The organism is Catenovulum sp. SX2 (genome assembly GCF_052056295.1).
Classification (GTDB): domain Bacteria; phylum Pseudomonadota; class Gammaproteobacteria; order Enterobacterales; family Alteromonadaceae; genus Catenovulum.
The window spans coordinates 2,304,940-2,324,566 of the sequence record NZ_CP182493.1 but is presented as its reverse complement, the minus strand read 5'-3'; the positions used below and the strand labels follow the sequence as shown (position 1 = coordinate 2,324,566).

Below are 19,627 nucleotides of genomic sequence, written 5' to 3'. Positions count from 1 at the left end.
CTAACCAATTCCATTCTAGAATACAACAAACATACACGTATGAATGTTTATTTCATGAGGATATTATGCAGCTAAATTTAAAAGCTTTGATGTTAGTGCCAGGATTTATTTTGGCGTTAACGGCTTGCCAATCTGACGAACAGTCACAACAAGCACCTATGGCTATGCCACCGCAACAAGTTGACGCACTTGAGCTTATTAGCCAACAAGTTGAAATTGTTGAAGAATTGCCGGCGCGAGCAGTCGCTTTTAAAGTTGCAGAAGTAAGGCCTCAAGTAACAGGCATAGTGCAACAGCGAAATTTTGCAGAAGGTAGTTACGTAGAAGCCGGGCAAACTTTATATCAAATTGATGATGCGGTTTACCAAGCCAATTATCAAAGTGCTAAAGCTGAGCTTAGCCGTACCCTAGCCAACTTAACCACGGCACGTGCTGAGTTAAAGCGCTACCAAGCTTTAATTGCAGATAAAGCTGTTAGCCAACAAACCTTAGATCAAGCACAAGCCAATTACCAAGCACTTGAAGCGCAAGTCGCAATGAACAAAGCAACATTGCACAAAGCAAGTGTCGATTTGGCTTATACCAAAGTATTAGCGCCAATATCTGGGAAAATCAGTAAATCAAACATCACTGAAGGTGCATTAGTTAGCGCAGGCCAAACAGCAAGTTTAGCGACTATTACTCAGCTTGATCCTATTTATTTTGATATGGTGCAAGCAAGCTCTGAGCTAGGCAAACTTCAACAGCAAATCAACAGCGGAGAGTTGAATGCAAATGCCGCCAAAGCCGTATTGCAGTTAAACGGCCAACAACATATTGGTGAAATTTTATTTAACGAAGTTCAAGTTAACCCAACCACAGATACAGTGACAATTCGCAGTGAATTTGCCAACCCAGATAAGTCTTTATTGCCTGGCATGTTTGCCAATATTAAGTTAATTCAAGCGACAAGGGCAAACTCTATCTTAGTTCCGCAAAAGGCGATAATGATAGGCCGTAAAGGCCAAGCATCTGCTTATGTGGTTACCGCAGACAATAAAGTTGCAGTCAAGGCTGTCAGCATTGGTCGCTCATTTGCAGACAACTGGTTAGTTACCTCGGGATTAACAGCCGGTGACCAAGTAATTTTAACTGGCTTACAAAAAATTGCGCCGAATGCTCAAGTAAACCCAAGTATTACAACCCAGCAGGCAGAATAATTCATGGCTAAAACATTTATCGAACGTCCAATTCTCGCATGGGTAATTGCGATATTGATAATGCTCGCTGGGGTGTTATCTATACTGCAATTGCCGGTTGCTCAGTACCCAAATGTTGCACCACCATCTGTGTCAATAAATGCATCCTACCCTGGTGCATCTAGCCAAGTTGTACAAGACACAGTTGTCCAAGTAATTGAACAAAGCTTAACCGGTATAGATAACGTTGAATATATGAGCGCAAGCTCAGATTCGGCTGGTAATGCCAGTATCACCTTAACGTTTAAAGCAGGAACAGATCCAGATATAGCACAAGTTCAAGTGCAAAATAAATTGCAAAGAGCCACACCTTTATTACCACAAGTTGTGCAACAAAACGGTATAGCTGTGAGTAAGTCAACTTCTGGCTTTTTAATGGTATTAGGTTTTTATTCAACTGATGGCAGTATGGATAGAACAGATATTTCCGACTTTGTTGCAGCGAATATTCAAGACCAAATCAGCCGTGTGAGTGGGGTCGGCCAAGTTAACTTTTTCGGCTCACAATATGCAATGCGTATTTGGATCAACCCAGAAAAAATGACGCAATACGCGTTAACCACGGCGGATGTTGTCTCTGCTATTCGGGCACAAAATGCGCAAATTGCAGCCGGTGAAATAGGTGGCTCGCCAACAGTTGCTGGGCAACAAATTAACGCCAGTATAATAGTTGAAACAGGTTTAACTACAGCTGAAGAATTTGCCAATATTTTTGTCAAAGTTGCTGAAGACGGTTCAACTATCCGCATGAAAGATATCGCACGCGTCGAGCTAGGTGGCGAAAATTATCAATTCCTAACTGAATACAATAACCAAGCAGCAAGTGGTTTAGGCGTGAGTTTAGCTTCTGGTGCCAACGCTTTAGATACAGCCGCAGCTATACGTGCACGCATGGATGACTTACATGACTTATTCCCACAAGGGCTCGAAGTAGTTTACCCATACGACACTACCCCCTTTGTCAAACTATCGATTATGGGTGTTGTGCAAACCTTAATTGAAGCGATTTTGTTGGTGTTTTTTGTAATGTATTTATTCTTACAAAACTTTAGAGCCACGCTTATTCCAACAATTGCTGTGCCTGTGGTGTTATGCGGCACCTTTGCGGTTATTTGGGCATTTGGTTATTCAATCAATACCTTAACTATGTTTGGCATGGTGTTGGCGATAGGTTTGTTAGTCGACGACGCCATAGTGGTTGTTGAAAACGTTGAACGTGTTATGCACGAAGAAGGTTTATCACCAAAAGAAGCTACCAAAAAATCTATGGCGCAAATTACCAGTGCGCTTATTGGTATAGGGTTAGTTTTGTCAGCTGTATTTGTACCTATGGCCTTTTTTGGTGGGTCAACTGGCGTTATTTATCGTCAGTTTTCTATCACAATAGTTTCATCTATGGTGTTATCCGTGATAGTCGCCTTGATTTTAACCCCTGCCCTATGTGCAACTATGTTGAAGCCAGTTGAACATACTAACAAACCACAGCGCGGCTTTTTTGCTTGGTTTAACCGCAAAGTCGACAGTTCAACCACAGGTTACAAAAACGCTTTGCAGAAAATTTTAGCTAAAACCGGCCGTTATATGCTGATTTATTTAGTCTTGCTTGGTGGTTTAGCCTTTTTGTTTTCGCGCATGCCAACATCATTTTTACCTGATGAAGACCAAGGCATAATGTTTACCCAAATGACCTTACCACAAGGTGCAAGTCAGCAACGTTCAGCAGAAGTTATGAACTCAGTTGAGCAATATTACCTAGAAAACGAAGCAGACAATGTTGAATCGGTTTTCTCTGTTATTGGTTTTAGTTTTAGTGGTCGAGGCCAGAATAGTGGTATTGCTTTTGTCCGATTAAAAGACTGGGATGAAAGAACTGAAGATCAACAGCATGTTCAGGCTGTTGCAGGTCGCGCCATGGGTTATTTTTCGCAGTTAAAAGAAGCTTTTGTTTTCGCATTTGTACCACCGGCAATCAGTCAATTAGGCACAGCTTCAGGCTTTAATTTCCAATTGCAAGATTTAGCCGGATTAGGCCACGAAGCTTTATTAAATGCGCGCAATCAATTGTTAGGCATGGCCGCACAAGATCCTCGTTTAATGGCGGTTCGTCCTAACGGACAAGAAGACACAGCGCAATTTAAAATAGATATAGATCAGCAAAAAGCGCTGGCATTAGGTTTGTCGTTATCTGACATCAATGAAACATTTACCACGGCCTGGGCTTCCAACTATGTCAACGACTTTGTCGACAATGGCCGGGTTAAACGTGTTTATGTTCAAGCTGATGCGCCTTATCGTATGATGCCAGAGGATATCAAACATTGGTACGTGCGCAATAACCTAGGGGAAATGGTGCCCTTTAGTGCCTTTAGTAGCGCACGTTGGATGCATGGCCCAACCAAACTAGAACGCTACAATGGCGTATCATCGCTACAAATTTTGGGCCAAGCGGCTCCTGGTATGAGTACAGGTGATGCGATGCAAGCTATGGCAGAACACGCAGCTAAGCTACCAAAAGGCATAGGTTTTGAGTGGTCTGGCATGTCGTTGCAAGAAAAACAATCTGGCGCACAAGCACCTATGCTCTATGCATTATCTATCCTAATTGTGTTTTTATGTTTGGCTGCGTTGTACGAAAGCTGGAGTGTGCCATTTTCTGTCATGTTAGTTGTGCCGCTCGGTGTGTTGGGTGCTGTTTGTTTTGCACTTGCACGTAGCCTCAGCAACGATGTTTATTTCCAAGTTGGTTTATTAACCACCATAGGTTTAGCCTCAAAAAATGCCATTTTAATTGTTGAATTTGCCCGCGCTTTATATGAAGAAAAAGGCATGGGGTTAATTGACGCAACTATAGAAGCTGCCCGTTTACGTTTACGCCCGATATTAATGACATCATTAGCATTTATGTTAGGTGTAACACCGCTGGTATTAAGCACAGGAGCCGGCTCTGGTAGCCAAAATGCCATAGGTACAGGTGTGTTTGGTGGCATGTTCTCAGCCACTGTACTAGCAATATTTTTTGTGCCGGTATTTTTTGTAGTTGTATTTAAATTGTCAGCTAAATTAACCAAGAGTACAGGTGACAAAGTATGAAGTTAGTTCACAAAAGCTTATTTATCTTTAGCACATTGGCGCTAACTGCTTGTTCATTAGCGCCTGATTATCAGCAACCACAATCAAGTGTACTGACATCACAACAAACAAATGAGTACTCGACGGTCAACTGGCAGGATTTTTACCAAGACAAACAACTGCAACAGCTTATTGCGCTAGCATTGCACAATAACAAATCACTGCAAGTCAGTGCTTTGCAGTTGCAGCAATTACAAGCCAACTACCAAATTGAACAAAGTAAAAGTTTGCCGGATATTAACTTGTCGACTGCCGGTACACGCCAACTGAATTCACAATCATCTACAACCGCGGCCTTTATGCCAAAGTATTCAAATAGCTATTCGGCAGGTGTTGGTTTTAGTGCCTACGAGTTAGATTTTTTTAATCGAATCGGCAATCTAAAAGAAAATGCGTTAGCGCAATTTACTGCAGGTCAATTTGCTCAAAAAACGTTAGAACAAAGTTTGGCGGCACAAGTTGCTAGTTTGTATTTTGACTATCAAGCGGGTTTGTTCAAAATTGATTTGCAGCAGCAAGTGTTAGCGAGTGCACAACAAAAATTTGCGATTGCGCACAAACAATATGATCAAGGTCTGATCACAAGTTTGGATTATCGCCAGTCTCAGTCTAACCAACAAAACATAGCTATTAATTTAAAGCAGCTGCAACAAACAAATGTTTCAACATATAACCAACTAAAACAATTAGTTGGTTATAGTAATTTAGATGCACTCCACAAAATTTCCGTGCAATTCTCACTTAGTCAGTTGCAACAATTACCTGCAAATATTCAATCTCAGGTATTGCTCGCACGCCCAGATGTAGCTGAAGCTGAACAAAAGATAAAAGCTGCAAATGCAAATATTGGTGTAGCGCGTGCCGCGTTTTTCCCGAGCATTAGCTTAACCAGTAGCTTAGGTTTCGCTAGCCAAGATTTATCTGACTTATTTAATGCCAACTCACAAACTTGGAGCTTTTCGCCGCAGCTGAATTTGCCTATTTTTAATCATGGTCGATTACAAGCGCAACAACAGATTGCCGAGTTGCAGCAACAGGCTGAAATTATCCAGTACCAGAATGTAGTTGAAACCGCATTTACCGAGCTGAATACTCGCCTTTCTGCACAACAAGCTTTGTCAGAGCAACTAGAGTTGCAGCAACAGGTTGTTGATAATTATCAGCAACAGGTAAAATTGAGTGAATTACGCTTAACTCAAGGATTAGAAGACCCACTGACTTATCAAGAATTTAAACAGCTGTTGTTGTCGCAACAACAAAGTTTAGCCGAACTCGAATTGGCTTATTTGAAAAACCAAATTAGCTTGTTTAAAACAATTGGTGGTCAATACACGCAAATTGACCAACAACTGCTATTGCTCTAGTAGAGTAAGGTTGGACTATAACAATCAATTTGTATGGTTTTATTCTAGGATAGAACCATACAAACATTACCCTGAGACTTGTTTACACTTTTAACTGCATACTTTGTTTAATATTAAGTATAATTAACTAATTCAAACTCATTTCTCAGGTGCCTATCTTTGAAAGCGTACAAACTTTTCCACAAAGCGCCTGTTCGTGTTCTTAAAATTAACCGCACAGCACAAAAGCTTAAACTTAGACGAGCCATGCTGTCGCTTAAAATAGCGTTACGCCAAGAAAGCGCCGAAACCCGGCAAATGCTCGAAATATACAAACGCAGTACACGAGGCAAAGCGAGCAAAGAAGAAATCGCCATCGCCAATGAACAGTTTTTAGATGTATTGCGTGGCATAGGTTTGGGCATTTTTGCAGTATTACCTTTTGCGCCAATCACAATTCCACTGATTGTAAAACTCGGCCGCTGGGTTGGCGTTGAAGTCATGCCAAGTTCTTTTGCCCCAGCCAAAACGAATAAAAAACCAGCAGATACGGAACAAAACTCAAACTCCTAGGTCTATATATGATCAGAACAGCGGAAAAATGGGGAGATATATGATTAAACTGCTCAAATACTGTGTTATCAGTTTGACTTTAAGTTATAGCCAAATGCTAAATGCCGCCCAGCTAGTTGTTGAGTGGTCTGAGCCTAACGAGTATACGGATATTAAAGAAGGTAATACCCAAACTCGCTCGGGTTTTCAAAAACATGTATTTACCAGTTTTGAAAAGTTTTTAACTCACAGAGCGGCCAAACTACCAGAAGGACAAACGCTGAAGTTGACGGTAACTGATTTAGATTTAGCTGGCGAAACCCGCTTTAACTTTGATGAGATCAGAATTATCAAAGATCACTATATACCAAGGATCAAATTCTCGTATCAGCTATTAGATAAATCAGGCAATGAGTTAGCCGCTGGCGAAGAAAATCTAAAAAACATGGGCATGTCGACTAATTATTTAACCCGGCCATCAGAAGAGCAGTTTAAATACGAATTTGCTATGCTGAATAGCTGGTTTAAAAAAACCTTTCCGGACAATAGCTTTTAGTTAAACACAAGTGAGTTTATTTATGTTTAAACTCACTTGCTAGCATGATCAATCAATTCTTGCATCACGCGCTTTTTAATTTCCAACTGATCATCTGCGGCTAAACCATATTTTTCCGCTAACACTTGATAATCTTCAGCAGACAAAGACACAGTTAACCTTGGGCGTTTTGGTCTTTTGCTAACAGGCAAAGCGAGAATTTTTCGAATTTGATCAGATGGTCCTAAACCCGCGTCTAACGCTTCTTTGCGGATAACATATTGCAGCTTTTCGTCCATATCAAAAGCAACTTGTACCGCTTTAATCGCTTTATTACTGCTTGCCCATTTGGCTTTATCGGACTTATTACTCACTATCAGCTCCAGGGTACATATCTACAATATCAGCCAATGGTCTATGGATAGTTAATAATACGTCTGTGTCACCATCTGACCACACTTCTATTTCGACACTACAGCTTTCATCTGCGCTAGTTAAACAAAAATAGTCGAAGGCTTCGCTATCATCATCTTCTTCTAAAGCGGGTTTGCTTGGGCGAAAATCTTTTTGGTAAAAATAACCGCGCTGCGCATAAGTTTGGCGGAAATAGACAGGGGCTAACCAGTTATTCAGCTCTGGTGCTTGCTGTTGCAGTGCCAGTTCTGGCTGAACTTCTTCTTCAAACACTTCAGCAAACTGCTCTAGGTCAAACAATTGCCCTACTTGATTGCGATTAACTTTAATCGATAAATTCAGCCATTCTTCATCGTCAGATTCAACTGACATAAACACTTGTTGATTATGCCCACCTAACAACACAAACTCGTTAATGACTTTGTGTTCAAACTGGTAAGTGTTCACTTGGTTAACTTGGTAACTTTGTTTGCGAATCAGCTCAGGCAAAGCAAAATTGTCACTAAAATTAATTACATCACCTTGTTTCAATTGTTTGGGGTGAGTTATTTTAGTTACTTGCGGCTGCTCTTCACCGCCAAACCATTTTGAAAAAAATCCCATACTATCCTCACGAAACTGTTTCACTGACACACAGATTTAGAATGCAAAAAAGCAACTTCAGCCAAGTGCGTAACTGAAATTGCTCGAACGTGTCAAATTGTTCTGTCCTTTAATTCAGCGGACAAGTGCCATCACTCTTATTGCTTCTGTGATTTCAATCTAGCTAAAATCGCATCAGCTGAGCTGTTTTGTTCGCCAATACCGGCTGCTTTTAACTTAGCCTCAAGTGATGCATCACCTGACTCAGCTTGTAACTGCTCAGACGCGGCCATTCTATCATCAAAGTTTTGTTGTTTAGCTTTGATGCGCTCTAACGACTCTTTTGCGTTGAGTAATTTGCTGTTGCCTGAAACGAAGTTATCGGTAATCGCCGCTGTTGCTTTGTGTACACTGTCAGTGGTTTTAACCACACTTAATTGACGTTTGTAGTCGGCTAACTGACGCTCAGATTTTTTAATTAAATCTTTTAAACGAGCAACACTGGCATCAAAGTTTTGCAAAGCACTTTGTTGTGCTGCCAATTCAGTTTCTAAGCTCGCCATTTTTTCAGCTACTTCTAACGCAAGCGCTTCGTTACCTTGGTTTAAGGCCTGAGTTGCATAACCTTCATGGGTTTGAATTTCTTTTTTCAAACGCTCAACTTCACGGCTGGTTTGCATTTGTTTCGCCATAACGTCGGTTAAATCACGCTTAGCCTTAGTTAAGTGATTTTCAGCATCACGAATTTCTTGTTCAAAAATACGTGTTGAGTTTGCATCTACTATGGCTTCACCCATCTCGGTTGCGCCACCACGAATAGCGGTAAAAATTTTCTTAAAAATGCTCATGTTTTGCTCCCGATTATTTCAAAAATTCACTAAAGTCGTCGATAACATCTATGGCGTTATCACTTAATACAGCCAGTTCATGCTCAATATCAGACAAACTAGAGTGGATAGATAAAGCACCAAACACTGCATATTTATCCCCAATTTTCGCAAATGAAGATAATGGCATTGGCATGTTCATTTCTAACATGGTTTCCATCATTTCAGCTTTGCGCTCGCTGAGCATTTCACTTTCATCCCACAAATAGGTAATACACAGAATTTGATCATCCGTAACTGATACAAATATTGGTAGCTCTTCACGACCAATTAAACTAATTTGTAGCACATCCACTTCACCGGCAATCGGCTGACAATCAAATGAATGACCTGTATCAGACTTGTCTGCTAGATCATTTAGGTATTGTGCAATAGTGTGTATATTCATTGCTATCCTCTGTTAGTTAGCTGCTTTCACATTGCGACATATTATGTCTTGGTGATAACCTTAGCACCCCGACATTATATGTCAATTAAATTATCAATTTTTTTGTGACTGATTTAACGTTATCAGCCCCTGTTGTTTTCGCCACGCTAGATCATGATAGTTAAACAATTGCTGACTCCCCAAATAATTGACCTTAATATTGGCGTAATCGGCATAAAAACCTTTGGGAAATTCAAAACTAGCGAAAACCAGCGGCCAGGTTAACCACTGAGTTGGCACATCTAATATTTGTTGATTGTGGAACTGCTTTTCAAGGCGCTGGCGAACAGGTAAACCTTGTTTAACCGCAATAGTCCAACCCCACTGACCAAAACTTGGAACATTCTGATGATATTGCTCTACCGCAGTAAAACCCGCATCTGCGACCGTTTTACCAATAGATAAAAATGCTTGTTGCGCGTGATAAGGTGAAGTGGATTGCACCACCAGCACACCATCAGCATTAAGTAATTGCTGTAAACGGGTATAAAAATGATTGCTATATAGTTTGTTTAAATCTGGATGATTGGGATCAGGCAAATCAACAATTATTACATCGTAAATTTGCTGTTTGGCAACCAATACATCAACCTGATTAAAGGCATCGGCGTGAATAATATTCAACCTAGCATCATTTAAAGCATTTTGGTTTAACTGGCTAATCTGCTGCGCTAAACGAGTAGGCACAAACTGCGCTGGCTGTTGAAAAAGCTCAATCATCATAGGATCAAGTTCAAGCATATCAACTTGTTTAACTGGCCACTTTAATATTTCGCGTACAGCCAAACCATCACCCCCACCAACCAATAAAACTTTGTTGTGCTGCGCTGCAGCCGCCATAGCTGGGTGAACCAAGATTTCATGGTAGATATGTTCATCCATGCTAGAAAACTGCAAACGGCCATTGAGGTATAACTGTAAAATAGATTTAGTGTGTTGATTATCGCCAACAGCGACATTGCGTTCAGTTAAAACGATTTGTTGATATTGAGTTTGTTGCTGCAATACCACTTGGTCGCGATAGAGCATATCGGTGAACGACTGCATCCAGTTTTGTCCGTAGATAGATAACACTAAGACAAAACCCAGCATGAGTATTTGGCAGCAAGTCAGCAATAAGCGCCAAGCTATTTTCTGCCAAAACAGTATTAAAATTAAAAAGCCAATTAACAAGTTGGTTGAAGCTGTGATCACAGCTGCTTGGTTGATGTCTATTGCCATCATCCAGCCAATCCATAAAGCAGCGCCTATACCAGCACCTATATAATCGGCCCCATAAACAGTACCCGCGTTATGGGTTAAGTGTTTTTGGTACAAAGCTTCACGCACTCGCGCTATCAATGGTATTTCGATACCGATAAAAAAACCTAAACAGGCGGCACTGACATAAGGTAAATATCTGGCGATATGATGAATATCTTCAACCCAACCGCCGCGAGGTAAAACATCTGCGGGTAAGTTAAAAGTGTAGGTAATAATTTGTGGTAGATGAAAGGTAAAACCTATAGCACCCGCTATCAGTAATATGCTGCTGGCACCCACTAAACAGATAAATAATTCGAGCCAAGCAAAACCAGTAAATTCATCACGAATTTTGCGTGCAGCAAAAGCACCAAAACCCATGCTGACTATCATAATGCCAATGGTTGCAAATATGGCGTGTTCTACAGCCCCTAAAACACGTCCCGCATAATGCGACAATAGGTATTCATAAATCAAACCACAACCTGCCAATACTGCCATTATCAGTATCAGCAGGCCATCCAGTAGTTTTAACTTGGTATTTTGACTGAGCTGCATCTATGCCATTAATGACACTGTGATCATGGCAATAGAAACCACAATGGCAAACTCAGCCGCGGCAACCCCAATGTTTTCTTGTTGATCAACTTCAACACTGGTATTGATGCCAACTAAAATAATCGCACGGGCAATTTTATTTAATAAATAAATCACGGCCGCCATCACTAAAGAAATGCCTAACCAACCGATTAAATTACCGATAATTTGTGTTGGTTGATAAATTAAGAAATAACTCGCAGCTTTCACTGCCAGCGCAGTCGCTATCATATGCCCGGCATGGCGAATGGCTAACGCAGTTTGACCATCAATCAAAGCTTGTTGGAATGAGCCATCTTGATTTTTTGCCGCATATTGGCGCTCACGTAAACGGGTAACAAATACCAATACAGTTTGCGACACGGCAAAACCACTGACTATTGCAATAAAGGTATATACATTAATACCTTCAACCCATAACAATACTGAACGAATAATGATAGCGGTGGCGATAACAGCAGCAGCATCGACTATTGCAACACTGATATTTTCTTGGCGAATTTGTTCAGCTTTATCAATTTGATTTAGTGATACTTTGTCGTGAATAAAACGACCCACTTTAATTAAAACTAAACCGACTAAACCATAACTGGCAACCCCAATTGCTTCAGCTAAATAACTGTTGGCAGCTTCACCGGTAATTGCACCAGTTAACACTAAGCCCATAGCAATAATGCCACCTGCCATGCTAATGCCAAACGCAAAGTTATCTTTTTCCGACAGCTCTTGAGTGGTGTTTACTTTCGCCCACAAACCAGAAATAAAACGCATCAATGACAACAAACAAATAGCTATAGCTAAATCTATCGCTAGCAGGGTTAAAAGCTCAGGTCGAATATATTGTAAAAAATTTAAACTGTTCATACTGTTTACCTTAATAATCCTTGTTATTTACCACCAAAACCGCCACGGCTAAAGCCGGACGAGCTGCTGCGAAAACTAGACTGGCCAAAAGTCGATTTTTTATTTTGGCTTTGGCTACTGCTGTTACTAAAGGTGCTTTTGGGTTTGGCGTAAGCACTGGTAAATTTATTTGCTGCATTCTGTGCCGTGCGGCTAGAGGTTGAAATACTGGTTGCGCCGACTTTAGGTTTAGCATAGGCGCTTTTAAACTGGCCACCTTTAAATGATTTTTGTGCACGCGATTCTATCGTGCTTTGGGTACGCATTTGTTTCGGAGATGAATAACGATAACGCCCATAGTCGTTGTAATAACTATAATCACGTCGGCCAGCCCAATCGTTATAATAAACCCGTCTGTCAGTTAAATTGCTGATCAGCGCATACATGCCATACCATTCCCAAAATGACATGCCGTTGCTACCAGTTGACCACTGCCCATAAGCTGGATTGCCAATTAGCTGGCTACCATCACCAAAGTCTTGTGCTTGGTTAGCTTGCAAACTGGCTGCGCGGCTAACCGCGTTAACACGTGGCAATAAACCGTCTGACATATCAGCTAACACGTTAAGTGGATCTGACAAAGCATCATTAAACAAAGTGGTATCAGCCGCTTGATAGAGATTTTGCAACTCAGCTAAACGCTCTTCTTTGCTAGCAAATAAATCAGCATATTTAGCCGCCTCTTGATAGCGACTATTTAAACTTTGATACAAAGGCCCCTGAGTTGTTGCGTCTTTGGCTAACTCATTCGCTATGCTTTGTAATTGTGGTTTAGCTTGACTTACTTGCTGTGCATACTCTTTAATTAGGTTTGCGTTACGAATTTGTTGCTTGTTGATAGCTTGTTCAAGCTTTTTCAGCTGCATATCAACAAATTGGATTTGGTTGTCAATTTTTGCATCTAATGGATCACCACAAGCGGTGAGCCAACAGGCAAAGATAACAACCCAAACAGATTTAAATAATTGTGGCATGGCCGTGCGGTCCTCTGCTATCTCAATTCCAAGGCTTTAAATATGGATTCAACTCGCCCAAATCAATTTTTACCTAGCACATTAGACTTTTCTGCGTTACCTAGCGAGTTACAAGCTCAGGGCGATAAAGCTTGGCAGCAACTGCTTGACTCAAATAGATTATTTGAGCAAATGCCAGAGCAAAATAAAAACCAGCTGAAATGGCAATGTGCGATGAGCGACTTTATCCGCGAAGCAGTATTAAAGCAACCCCAATTCTTTGACAGCCTATTAAATCAAAGTTCGGATGCAGACACATTTTTTGCCGCACAGCAGCAAGAATTTCAACAACAAGCCAGCGAAATTAAAGATGAAATCAGCTTAAGTAAATTGTTACGCCTTTATCGCCGTCAACAAATGGCTTGGATAGCTTGGATGGACTTCAGCGGCCAAATAGATTTAGACCAAGCACTCAAATATATCTCAGATCTAGCCGATGAACTGATAGAAACAGCGACTAACTGTTTGTACCAAATACTCACCCAAGTTATGGGCACACCAACTAATCAAAACGGTGATGAACAACCTTTTTTCATTTTAGGCATGGGTAAACTAGGTGGTGGTGAACTCAATTTTTCATCCGACATAGATTTAATCTTTTGTTATCCAGATGCCGGAGAAACCAAAGGGGCAAGCCGCAGTTTATCTAATCACGAATTTTTCACCCGTTTAGGCCAAAGACTGATCAACGCGCTCAATCAACAAACAGTTGATGGTTTTGTTTACCGAGTCGATATGCGTTTACGTCCATATGGTGATAGTGGCCCCTTGGTGATGAATTACAACATGCTTGAAGACTACTACGAAGAGCAAGGCCGTGATTGGGAGAGATATGCTATGCTCAAAGCGCGAATCATCACGCCAACACAATGGCAAAATCATCCAGAAAAAAAATACTTAGAAGATTTAATTCGCCCGTTTGTTTATCGCCGCTATATAGATTTTTCTGCGATTGAATCTTTACGCAAAATGAAACAATTGATAGTGCAAGAAAATCGCCGCCAAGGTCTGGTTAACAATATCAAGCTAGGCGAAGGCGGTATTCGCGAAGTTGAATTTATTGTACAAGCTTTCCAGCTTATTCGGGGTGGTCGTGAACCCGAACTGCGTACCCGCTCTACTCGCGAAGCTTTAATTAAACTACAACTACTTGACGAAATGTCAGCGGAAGAAATAGCCGTATTAACTAACGCTTATTATTTTTTACGAAAAACCGAACATGTTTTACAGCAAATCGCCGATAAACAGACACAAACCTTGCCTGAGAATGCCCTAGATCAAAAGCGTTTGTTCGTAGCTATGGGTTTTATTAGCTGGCATGATTTTAAACAAGCACTTGAACAACATACTCGCGAAGTGAATCGGGTATTTAAAGAAGTGATTAAAACTGATGCTGAAGACGAACAAGCGGAAATTGAGTTTGATTACTGGTTGTGTAATTTAGACACAGAAGCTGCAATCAGCCAATTAGAGCACGATCACCCAAGAGTAGATGCTGCTGCGTTTTGGCAACAAATAAGCGACTGCCAACAGCAGATTAAGAAACGTGCTGTAGGTAAACGTGGTGCCGACATAATAGATAAATTGATGCCACGCTTAATCGAAGCTTGTTTAGATTACCCACAAGCGCATGTATTAATCAATCGCGTGCGTGAGCTGGTCATATCTATTTGTACCCGTACAGCTTACCTAGAGCTGTTATTTGAAAACCCACAAACTCGCTCTATTTTGCTCGACTGTTTGCAAGCTAGTCCGTGGATAACCCAACAACTTTGCCAACAAGCATTTTTATTGGACGAATTACTCGATCCTCGTCAGTTATACAAAGAATTAGATCCAAACAAATACCAAGCGGATTTACGGGAACGTTTGCTTAGAATAGATCCTGAAGATCTAGAAAGCATAATGGATACATTGCGCCAGTTTAAACATGCTTATCAATTACGTATTGCGGTAGCGGATATCTTAGGCCACCTACCCCTGATGAAAGTTAGCGACCATTTAACTTGGTTAGCCGAAGCCATTTTAGCCCAAGTGGTCAATATTGCGTGGCAACATGTGGTTGACAAACATGGTGTACCAGAAGCTTTAGTTGGCACAAACGACAAAGGTTTTGCGGTAATTGGATATGGCAAACTCGGTGGTTTAGAGTTTGGTTATGGCTCAGATTTAGATTTAGTTTTTGTTCACAATCAAAAGTCAGATCAACAAACCACAGGTGAAAAAGCCGTTGGCATCACCCAATTTTATATTCGTTTAGCCCAGCGAATTATGCATATTTATTCAACACAAACCCATGCTGGCATCTTGTATGAAATTGATATGCGCCTGCGCCCTTCTGGCAATTCAGGTTTATTGGTTGCAACAGTCGCAGGTTTTGAGAGTTATCAACAAGAACAAGCTTGGACTTGGGAGCACCAGTCTTTGGTACGTGCCCGCTGTGTCTATGGCGACCAAAACTTATGTCAACAACTTGAAGATATCCGCAAAACTATCTTAGCGAAACAACGCGACATAACCACTCTGAATAAAGATGTGACCGAAATGCGCGATAAAATGTTTAATCATTTAGCTAAAGGTGGAGAGAGCGAATTCGACCTCAAACAAGGACGAGGCGGCATTACCGATATTGAATTTATCACTCAGTATTTAGTGTTGGCTAACGCTGCTAAATACCCAGAGTTATGTGAATACTCAGACAATATCCGCATATTAACCGTTGCAGCCGAAGTCGGCGTAATTAGCGAACAACAAGCGCAAGATTTGATTGAAGCATACAAATTATATAGAAATGAATCACATAAACTGGCATTAGCACAAGCCAAAGTAATCACCCAACTTGACTCTTTTGTTCAAGCCATATCAAATGTAAAAGGTATATGGCAGCATGTCTTTAACCCTTAAGTTTTTATGGTTAAATATAGTGATTCGCTTGATCAAAGCCTATTTAAGGCGCAAAATACAAGCTCTTAGTCGATTAAGTTTGACTAAACTTTTTCAGGTGCATAACAAAATTTGTAGGGCTCTAGTTTGAACAAGTATTGGATAATAATCGCTATTTTTGCCTGTTTTTTTGCTCGCTCTACCTCAGCGGCAAATATAGTCGTGGCATATCCAGAAGTTAAAGAGCCTTACAAAGCTGTATTTGAACTGATTGTTCAAGGTATTCAAGAAAATGCCAACGAAAAAGTGACCCCGCTGGAGTTTCAGCAAGGTGTTGGTTCAGAAGCCATTCTTAGCGAGTTATTAAAGCGCAATGCGGATGCAGCTATCATGCTCGGCGGCTACGGTTTTAAATACGCACATGATATTGTTAAACATATGCCTGTTATGGTCGGTGGTTACCCGATAAAACCAAATGGTTTTGGTGGTGTGAGCATGACTAATGATCCCGAAATTGTTTTTGCGGAATTAGATAGGCTGGCCCCACATATCCAGCGTGTGTATATGGTCTATAGCCAGTCAACCGAGTGGATTATTCCTCGAACCCAAGCAGCTGCCAATAAACACGGTGTCGAGCTTGTGGCAACACGTGCCGATGATATTAAAGCGGCAATGACCTATTATGATAGATTGTTTAAACGATTAGATCCGAAAAAAGACTCGATTTGGTTAACTCTAGATACTGTCACTGCCAATGACCAAGTTGTATTACCTTATTTATTGGAAGCCTCATGGATGCGTAAATTTGTGCTGTTTTCCAGTAAACCAACCCATGCTAAACGTGGAGCTCTGTTTTCACTATTCCCAGACAATTATCAATTGGGTAAACGCCTAATTACTATGGCAGAAAACACACTGAATAATAATCTTATCTACAAAGTAGAGCCTATGGATAAGTTCCAAGTAGCGGTTAATTTGCGCGCAGCAGCACATTTGGGTGTGCAATATGATGAAAGCATCAAACAAGATATGCACATTATAGTACCGCGCTAATTCTAAATCTTAGGGCAAGCTGATATAACAACTAGGCGTTTGTATCACTTAAAGGCAAAACCACAAATAACCCATTAAACTGGCCACATTCTTCGTGCTCATCAAACAAACGTACCATCACCTCTAACTTAGCTTTGCGCTTTTTCGCTAATACAGCAACATCCCCTGTTACATCGTTAATATGTACAGTCGCACGAGGCAAATTAGTTATAGGTTTGCGATAACTAATATCACCTTTGGCCAAAACAATATCACCTTTTAACACTTGCTCGCGCATTTGCATATGCACCATGCCCCAGCCTGTCAGTGTTGCTAGACAATAAATAGAGCCTGCAAACATGGTATTGTGCAGATTTAAATTGGCATTTAATGCCGCACGCACTTCGAGTTGTGCACCTGTATATTGATGGATTTTAATGCCCATTGCCGCAGAAATTGGGATCTGATTTTTCCAAGTTTCTTGCAACTCTTTACACCATAACGGCTGACGCAAAATTACATCATATTCCGAAAGCTTTTTGCACATTTGCCGGCGATTCAGCCTTTGATCCGACATGTGTTCAATCACTGGGTTGTCTAATACGTGGTAACCACAGCGCTCGAAAAAAGGCACAGTATCGAGTCGCGAAAAAGTAATTACACGTTTGGCATTTTGTTTGCGCGCTGCTTGTTCAAGCGTGGTCATTAAAATTGAGCCTAAACCTTTGCCTCGGCAATAATCAGCAACGGCAATATGGCGAATTTGTGCTTCGTCTTGGCTAACATGATGTAAACGACCAACCGCAAGCACTTTGCCTTCGCTACTACAAATCATTCTATGCTCAGCCAGATTGTCGTATTCATCTCGCTCTGAGCCTAATGGTGCGCCTAACGGCTGCTTCAATTGTTGCCACCTAAAATGATAGTAGCTGGTTAACTGCTGCTGTGTTTTTGGAATGATTATTTGGTACATGCAATTTCTTCTGATATAAATTGAAGCAGAATGAAGATTAACGGTTTATATTGTGCTTGTCGAACTTAAAAATTCTCTATCTGACGGTCAACTTGTCGCCTTTCATAAAGAAGGCAAACTGCAATGGCAGATTTTACAAAACGACAAATATTTATGGTTAAAGCTAGATCAAACAGTGCAATCTGTAATGGACAAAGCAGATCACAATATATTGGCATTTCCACACCAATATCCACTGCGAGGCTTAATCGCTGAACTCCCTGAACAAGCGAAAATACTTGAGTTTGGTTTAGGCGGCGGCAGCAACTTTCGTTATATAAAAAGCCAACGTCCACAAGCACAAATCAATATCATTGAAAAAAGTCAGTTAGTGATAGACTGGTTTAGTGAGTACTTCAACCCGGATAAACTCGAAGTTGATATTCAGCAAGGTGACGCCTTTGAATTTTTAATGGCTAATCAGCAAAAATTCGATTTGATTATTACCGACTTATTTACTGCCCATCAGTCATTGATGTCGACTTTTTGTTTAGACTACTTTGTCCAACTGAAAAACAGCATAACCAAACAAGGTTATGCCTATATCAACTTTTTACCTGAAACAGATTTTGAAGCACAATGGATAAAAGCCAACTTAAATCAAGCTGGCTTAGAAGTAATGTGGGGCGAAAAAATTGTTGGGTTTCGTAACTGGGTATTTTTAGTTAAACAAGGTTAAGCCTGCCAATTATAATACAAGCGCTACTCTTTCCATTTGATATTACAACCCAAAGATGCTTTTTGCTCTGGGCTAGGTGTTTTACCTGCTAAAATTTCATCTAATGCTTTGGCTAAATCAGCACCAGTTGCCGGGTTTTGTTCACTATCGTAATTGCCGCTAGAAATTCTAAATGGACGTGAATCATCAAATTGGCCACGGTAAACTAAACTATCTTGGCCATCAAACACAAAGATATCCGGAGTGCAGGCTGCATCGTATGCTTTTGCCACTTCTTGGCTTTCATCAAACAAGTATGGGAAAGTGTACCCACGTGCTTGTGCTTCCAATTTCATATTGTCGAAGTTATCGGCTGGATATTGCTCAGCGTCATTACTGTTGATCGCAACAAAGGCCACACCTTGCTGTTGATAACTTTTCGCGAGTTCAGTCAATTTAGGTGCAATATGGATAACATACGGACAATGATTACAAATAAACAATACCACCAAGGCTTTACGCGGTTGTAAACTTGCTAAAGTTACCTGTGAGCCATGGGTAGCAGGTAACGAAAAATCAATTGCTTTGGTACCTAACTCCATCATAGTTGATGCTGTCATAACCATAAAAATAAACTCCTAAATTGTTTGCCGATCCGATTTTCTCTGTTTAAAACCGACGATTAAAAATAATAAACCCAATAGAGCATCCAACAGTAAGGTAGACAATAATGCGCTTGTTATACCCCATATGATAACCTGCGGACTAAATTGAATCTGATAATTGTAATGTTTAACTGTTTGTAACCAGATTTCACTTTGATATTGTGTTGCCACGTGTAAGGCAGCAGCTATCTGACCAGCATTGAGTATTTGTTGTTGCTGCTCTAGCTGAGTAATTGCTTGATAGATAGCTTGAATATTCGCGGCACTTTCTGTCACCAATATATCTTGATGCTGCTGATAATACTGAATCAATTTGTGAATATCGCCATTAAAGTGCACATCAGCACTTTGTTGAAAACCAACAAAATCAGTCTTAGCTTGGCTTAACCTTGCGTCTAAAGTTTGTTTGTAACTGTCAACAAAAGCGGGAATCTGTAGGCCATACAATAAGGTAAATGCAAAACAAATCATTTTTAGATACTGACGCATAATGATGACCTACCTTTCCAACCTAA

General features: G+C 40.7%; 18 protein-coding genes. 8 read left to right on the top strand and 10 right to left on the bottom strand.

Annotated elements, in window-relative coordinates:
• The first annotated feature begins 65 nt into the window (after positions 1-65).
• The 5 genes from ACMZOO_RS09695 (at position 66) to ACMZOO_RS09675 (ending at position 6,818) form a co-directional block, all read left to right on the top strand.
• Entirely contained in the window at positions 66-1,199 is a 1,134-nt protein-coding gene (locus ACMZOO_RS09695) for an efflux RND transporter periplasmic adaptor subunit (protein WP_440903162.1), read from the top strand.
• Between the two features lie 3 nt (positions 1,200-1,202).
• Complete coding sequence (locus ACMZOO_RS09690) at positions 1,203-4,328, top strand: efflux RND transporter permease subunit (protein ID WP_440903161.1); 3,126 nt, start codon at positions 1,203-1,205, stop codon at positions 4,326-4,328.
• Positions 4,325-5,731, top strand: coding sequence for an efflux transporter outer membrane subunit (locus tag ACMZOO_RS09685; protein WP_440903160.1), 1,407 nt, complete (start codon positions 4,325-4,327; stop codon positions 5,729-5,731). Before ACMZOO_RS09690 ends, ACMZOO_RS09685 begins: the two co-directional genes overlap by 4 nt.
• A 159-nt stretch (positions 5,732-5,890) precedes the next feature.
• Positions 5,891-6,283, top strand: coding sequence for a hypothetical protein (locus ACMZOO_RS09680; RefSeq protein ID WP_440903159.1), 393 nt, complete (start codon positions 5,891-5,893; stop codon positions 6,281-6,283).
• Positions 6,284-6,323: 40 nt separating this feature from the next.
• On the top strand, positions 6,324-6,818 hold the full coding sequence (locus ACMZOO_RS09675) for a DUF3016 domain-containing protein (RefSeq protein ID WP_016956940.1): 495 nt from the start codon (positions 6,324-6,326) through the stop codon (positions 6,816-6,818).
• A gap of 32 nt (positions 6,819-6,850) precedes the next feature.
• Here the strand turns inward: ACMZOO_RS09675 and ACMZOO_RS09670 are convergent, their stop codons facing one another.
• From ACMZOO_RS09670 to ACMZOO_RS09640, 7 genes are all read right to left on the bottom strand, one after another.
• Complete coding sequence (locus tag ACMZOO_RS09670; RefSeq protein ID WP_016956939.1) at positions 6,851-7,171, bottom strand: hypothetical protein; 321 nt, start codon at positions 7,169-7,171, stop codon at positions 6,851-6,853.
• Entirely contained in the window at positions 7,164-7,814 is a 651-nt protein-coding gene (locus ACMZOO_RS09665; protein ID WP_440903158.1) for a hypothetical protein, read from the bottom strand. Before ACMZOO_RS09665 ends, ACMZOO_RS09670 begins: the two co-directional genes overlap by 8 nt.
• A gap of 137 nt (positions 7,815-7,951) precedes the next feature.
• Positions 7,952-8,641: a PspA/IM30 family protein gene (locus ACMZOO_RS09660; protein ID WP_016956937.1), complete on the bottom strand. Its 690-nt coding sequence runs from the start codon at positions 8,639-8,641 to the stop codon at positions 7,952-7,954.
• 13 nt (positions 8,642-8,654) lie between these two features.
• Entirely contained in the window at positions 8,655-9,068 is a 414-nt protein-coding gene (locus ACMZOO_RS09655) for a YjfI family protein (RefSeq protein WP_016956936.1), read from the bottom strand.
• A gap of 93 nt (positions 9,069-9,161) precedes the next feature.
• Positions 9,162-10,907 carry a polyamine aminopropyltransferase gene (locus ACMZOO_RS09650; RefSeq protein ID WP_440903157.1) on the bottom strand — a complete coding sequence of 582 codons (1,746 nt, stop codon included), beginning with the start codon at positions 10,905-10,907 and terminating at the stop codon, positions 9,162-9,164.
• Entirely contained in the window at positions 10,908-11,810 is a 903-nt protein-coding gene (locus ACMZOO_RS09645) for a DUF350 domain-containing protein (RefSeq protein WP_016956934.1), read from the bottom strand. It lies immediately after the preceding gene.
• Between the two features lie 23 nt (positions 11,811-11,833).
• Positions 11,834-12,823, bottom strand: a complete 990-nt coding sequence (locus tag ACMZOO_RS09640; protein ID WP_440903156.1) for a hypothetical protein — start codon at positions 12,821-12,823, stop codon at positions 11,834-11,836.
• Positions 12,824-12,865: 42 nt separating this feature from the next.
• On the opposite strand from ACMZOO_RS09640, the gene glnE reads away from it, so the two are divergent.
• Together glnE and ACMZOO_RS09630 are read left to right on the top strand one after the other, a co-directional pair.
• The gene (gene glnE / locus ACMZOO_RS09635; protein ID WP_440903155.1) at positions 12,866-15,766 is read left to right on the top strand and encodes a bifunctional [glutamate--ammonia ligase]-adenylyl-L-tyrosine phosphorylase/[glutamate--ammonia-ligase] adenylyltransferase; all 2,901 of its coding nucleotides are present in this window, start codon (positions 12,866-12,868) and stop codon (positions 15,764-15,766) included.
• A 126-nt stretch (positions 15,767-15,892) separates the two neighbouring features.
• Entirely contained in the window at positions 15,893-16,798 is a 906-nt protein-coding gene (locus tag ACMZOO_RS09630) for an ABC transporter substrate binding protein (protein ID WP_440903154.1), read from the top strand.
• A 31-nt stretch (positions 16,799-16,829) separates the two neighbouring features.
• On the opposite strand, the gene ACMZOO_RS09625 is transcribed toward ACMZOO_RS09630, so the two are convergent.
• Positions 16,830-17,750: a bifunctional GNAT family N-acetyltransferase/hotdog fold thioesterase gene (locus ACMZOO_RS09625; RefSeq protein ID WP_440903153.1), complete on the bottom strand. Its 921-nt coding sequence runs from the start codon at positions 17,748-17,750 to the stop codon at positions 16,830-16,832.
• Between the two features lie 52 nt (positions 17,751-17,802).
• Between ACMZOO_RS09625 and ACMZOO_RS09620 the strand changes: the two genes are divergently transcribed.
• A complete protein-coding gene (locus tag ACMZOO_RS09620) occupies positions 17,803-18,468 on the top strand; it encodes a spermidine synthase (protein WP_440903152.1) in 666 nt (221 codons plus the stop codon).
• A 23-nt stretch (positions 18,469-18,491) separates the two neighbouring features.
• Here the strand turns inward: ACMZOO_RS09620 and ACMZOO_RS09615 are convergent, their stop codons facing one another.
• Together ACMZOO_RS09615 and ACMZOO_RS09610 are read right to left on the bottom strand one after the other, a co-directional pair.
• The gene (locus ACMZOO_RS09615) at positions 18,492-19,073 is read right to left on the bottom strand and encodes a thioredoxin family protein (protein ID WP_440903151.1); all 582 of its coding nucleotides are present in this window, start codon (positions 19,071-19,073) and stop codon (positions 18,492-18,494) included.
• A gap of 12 nt (positions 19,074-19,085) precedes the next feature.
• Positions 19,086-19,601, bottom strand: coding sequence for a DUF2937 family protein (locus ACMZOO_RS09610; RefSeq protein ID WP_440903150.1), 516 nt, complete (start codon positions 19,599-19,601; stop codon positions 19,086-19,088).
• Between the last annotated feature and the right edge of the window lie 26 nt (positions 19,602-19,627).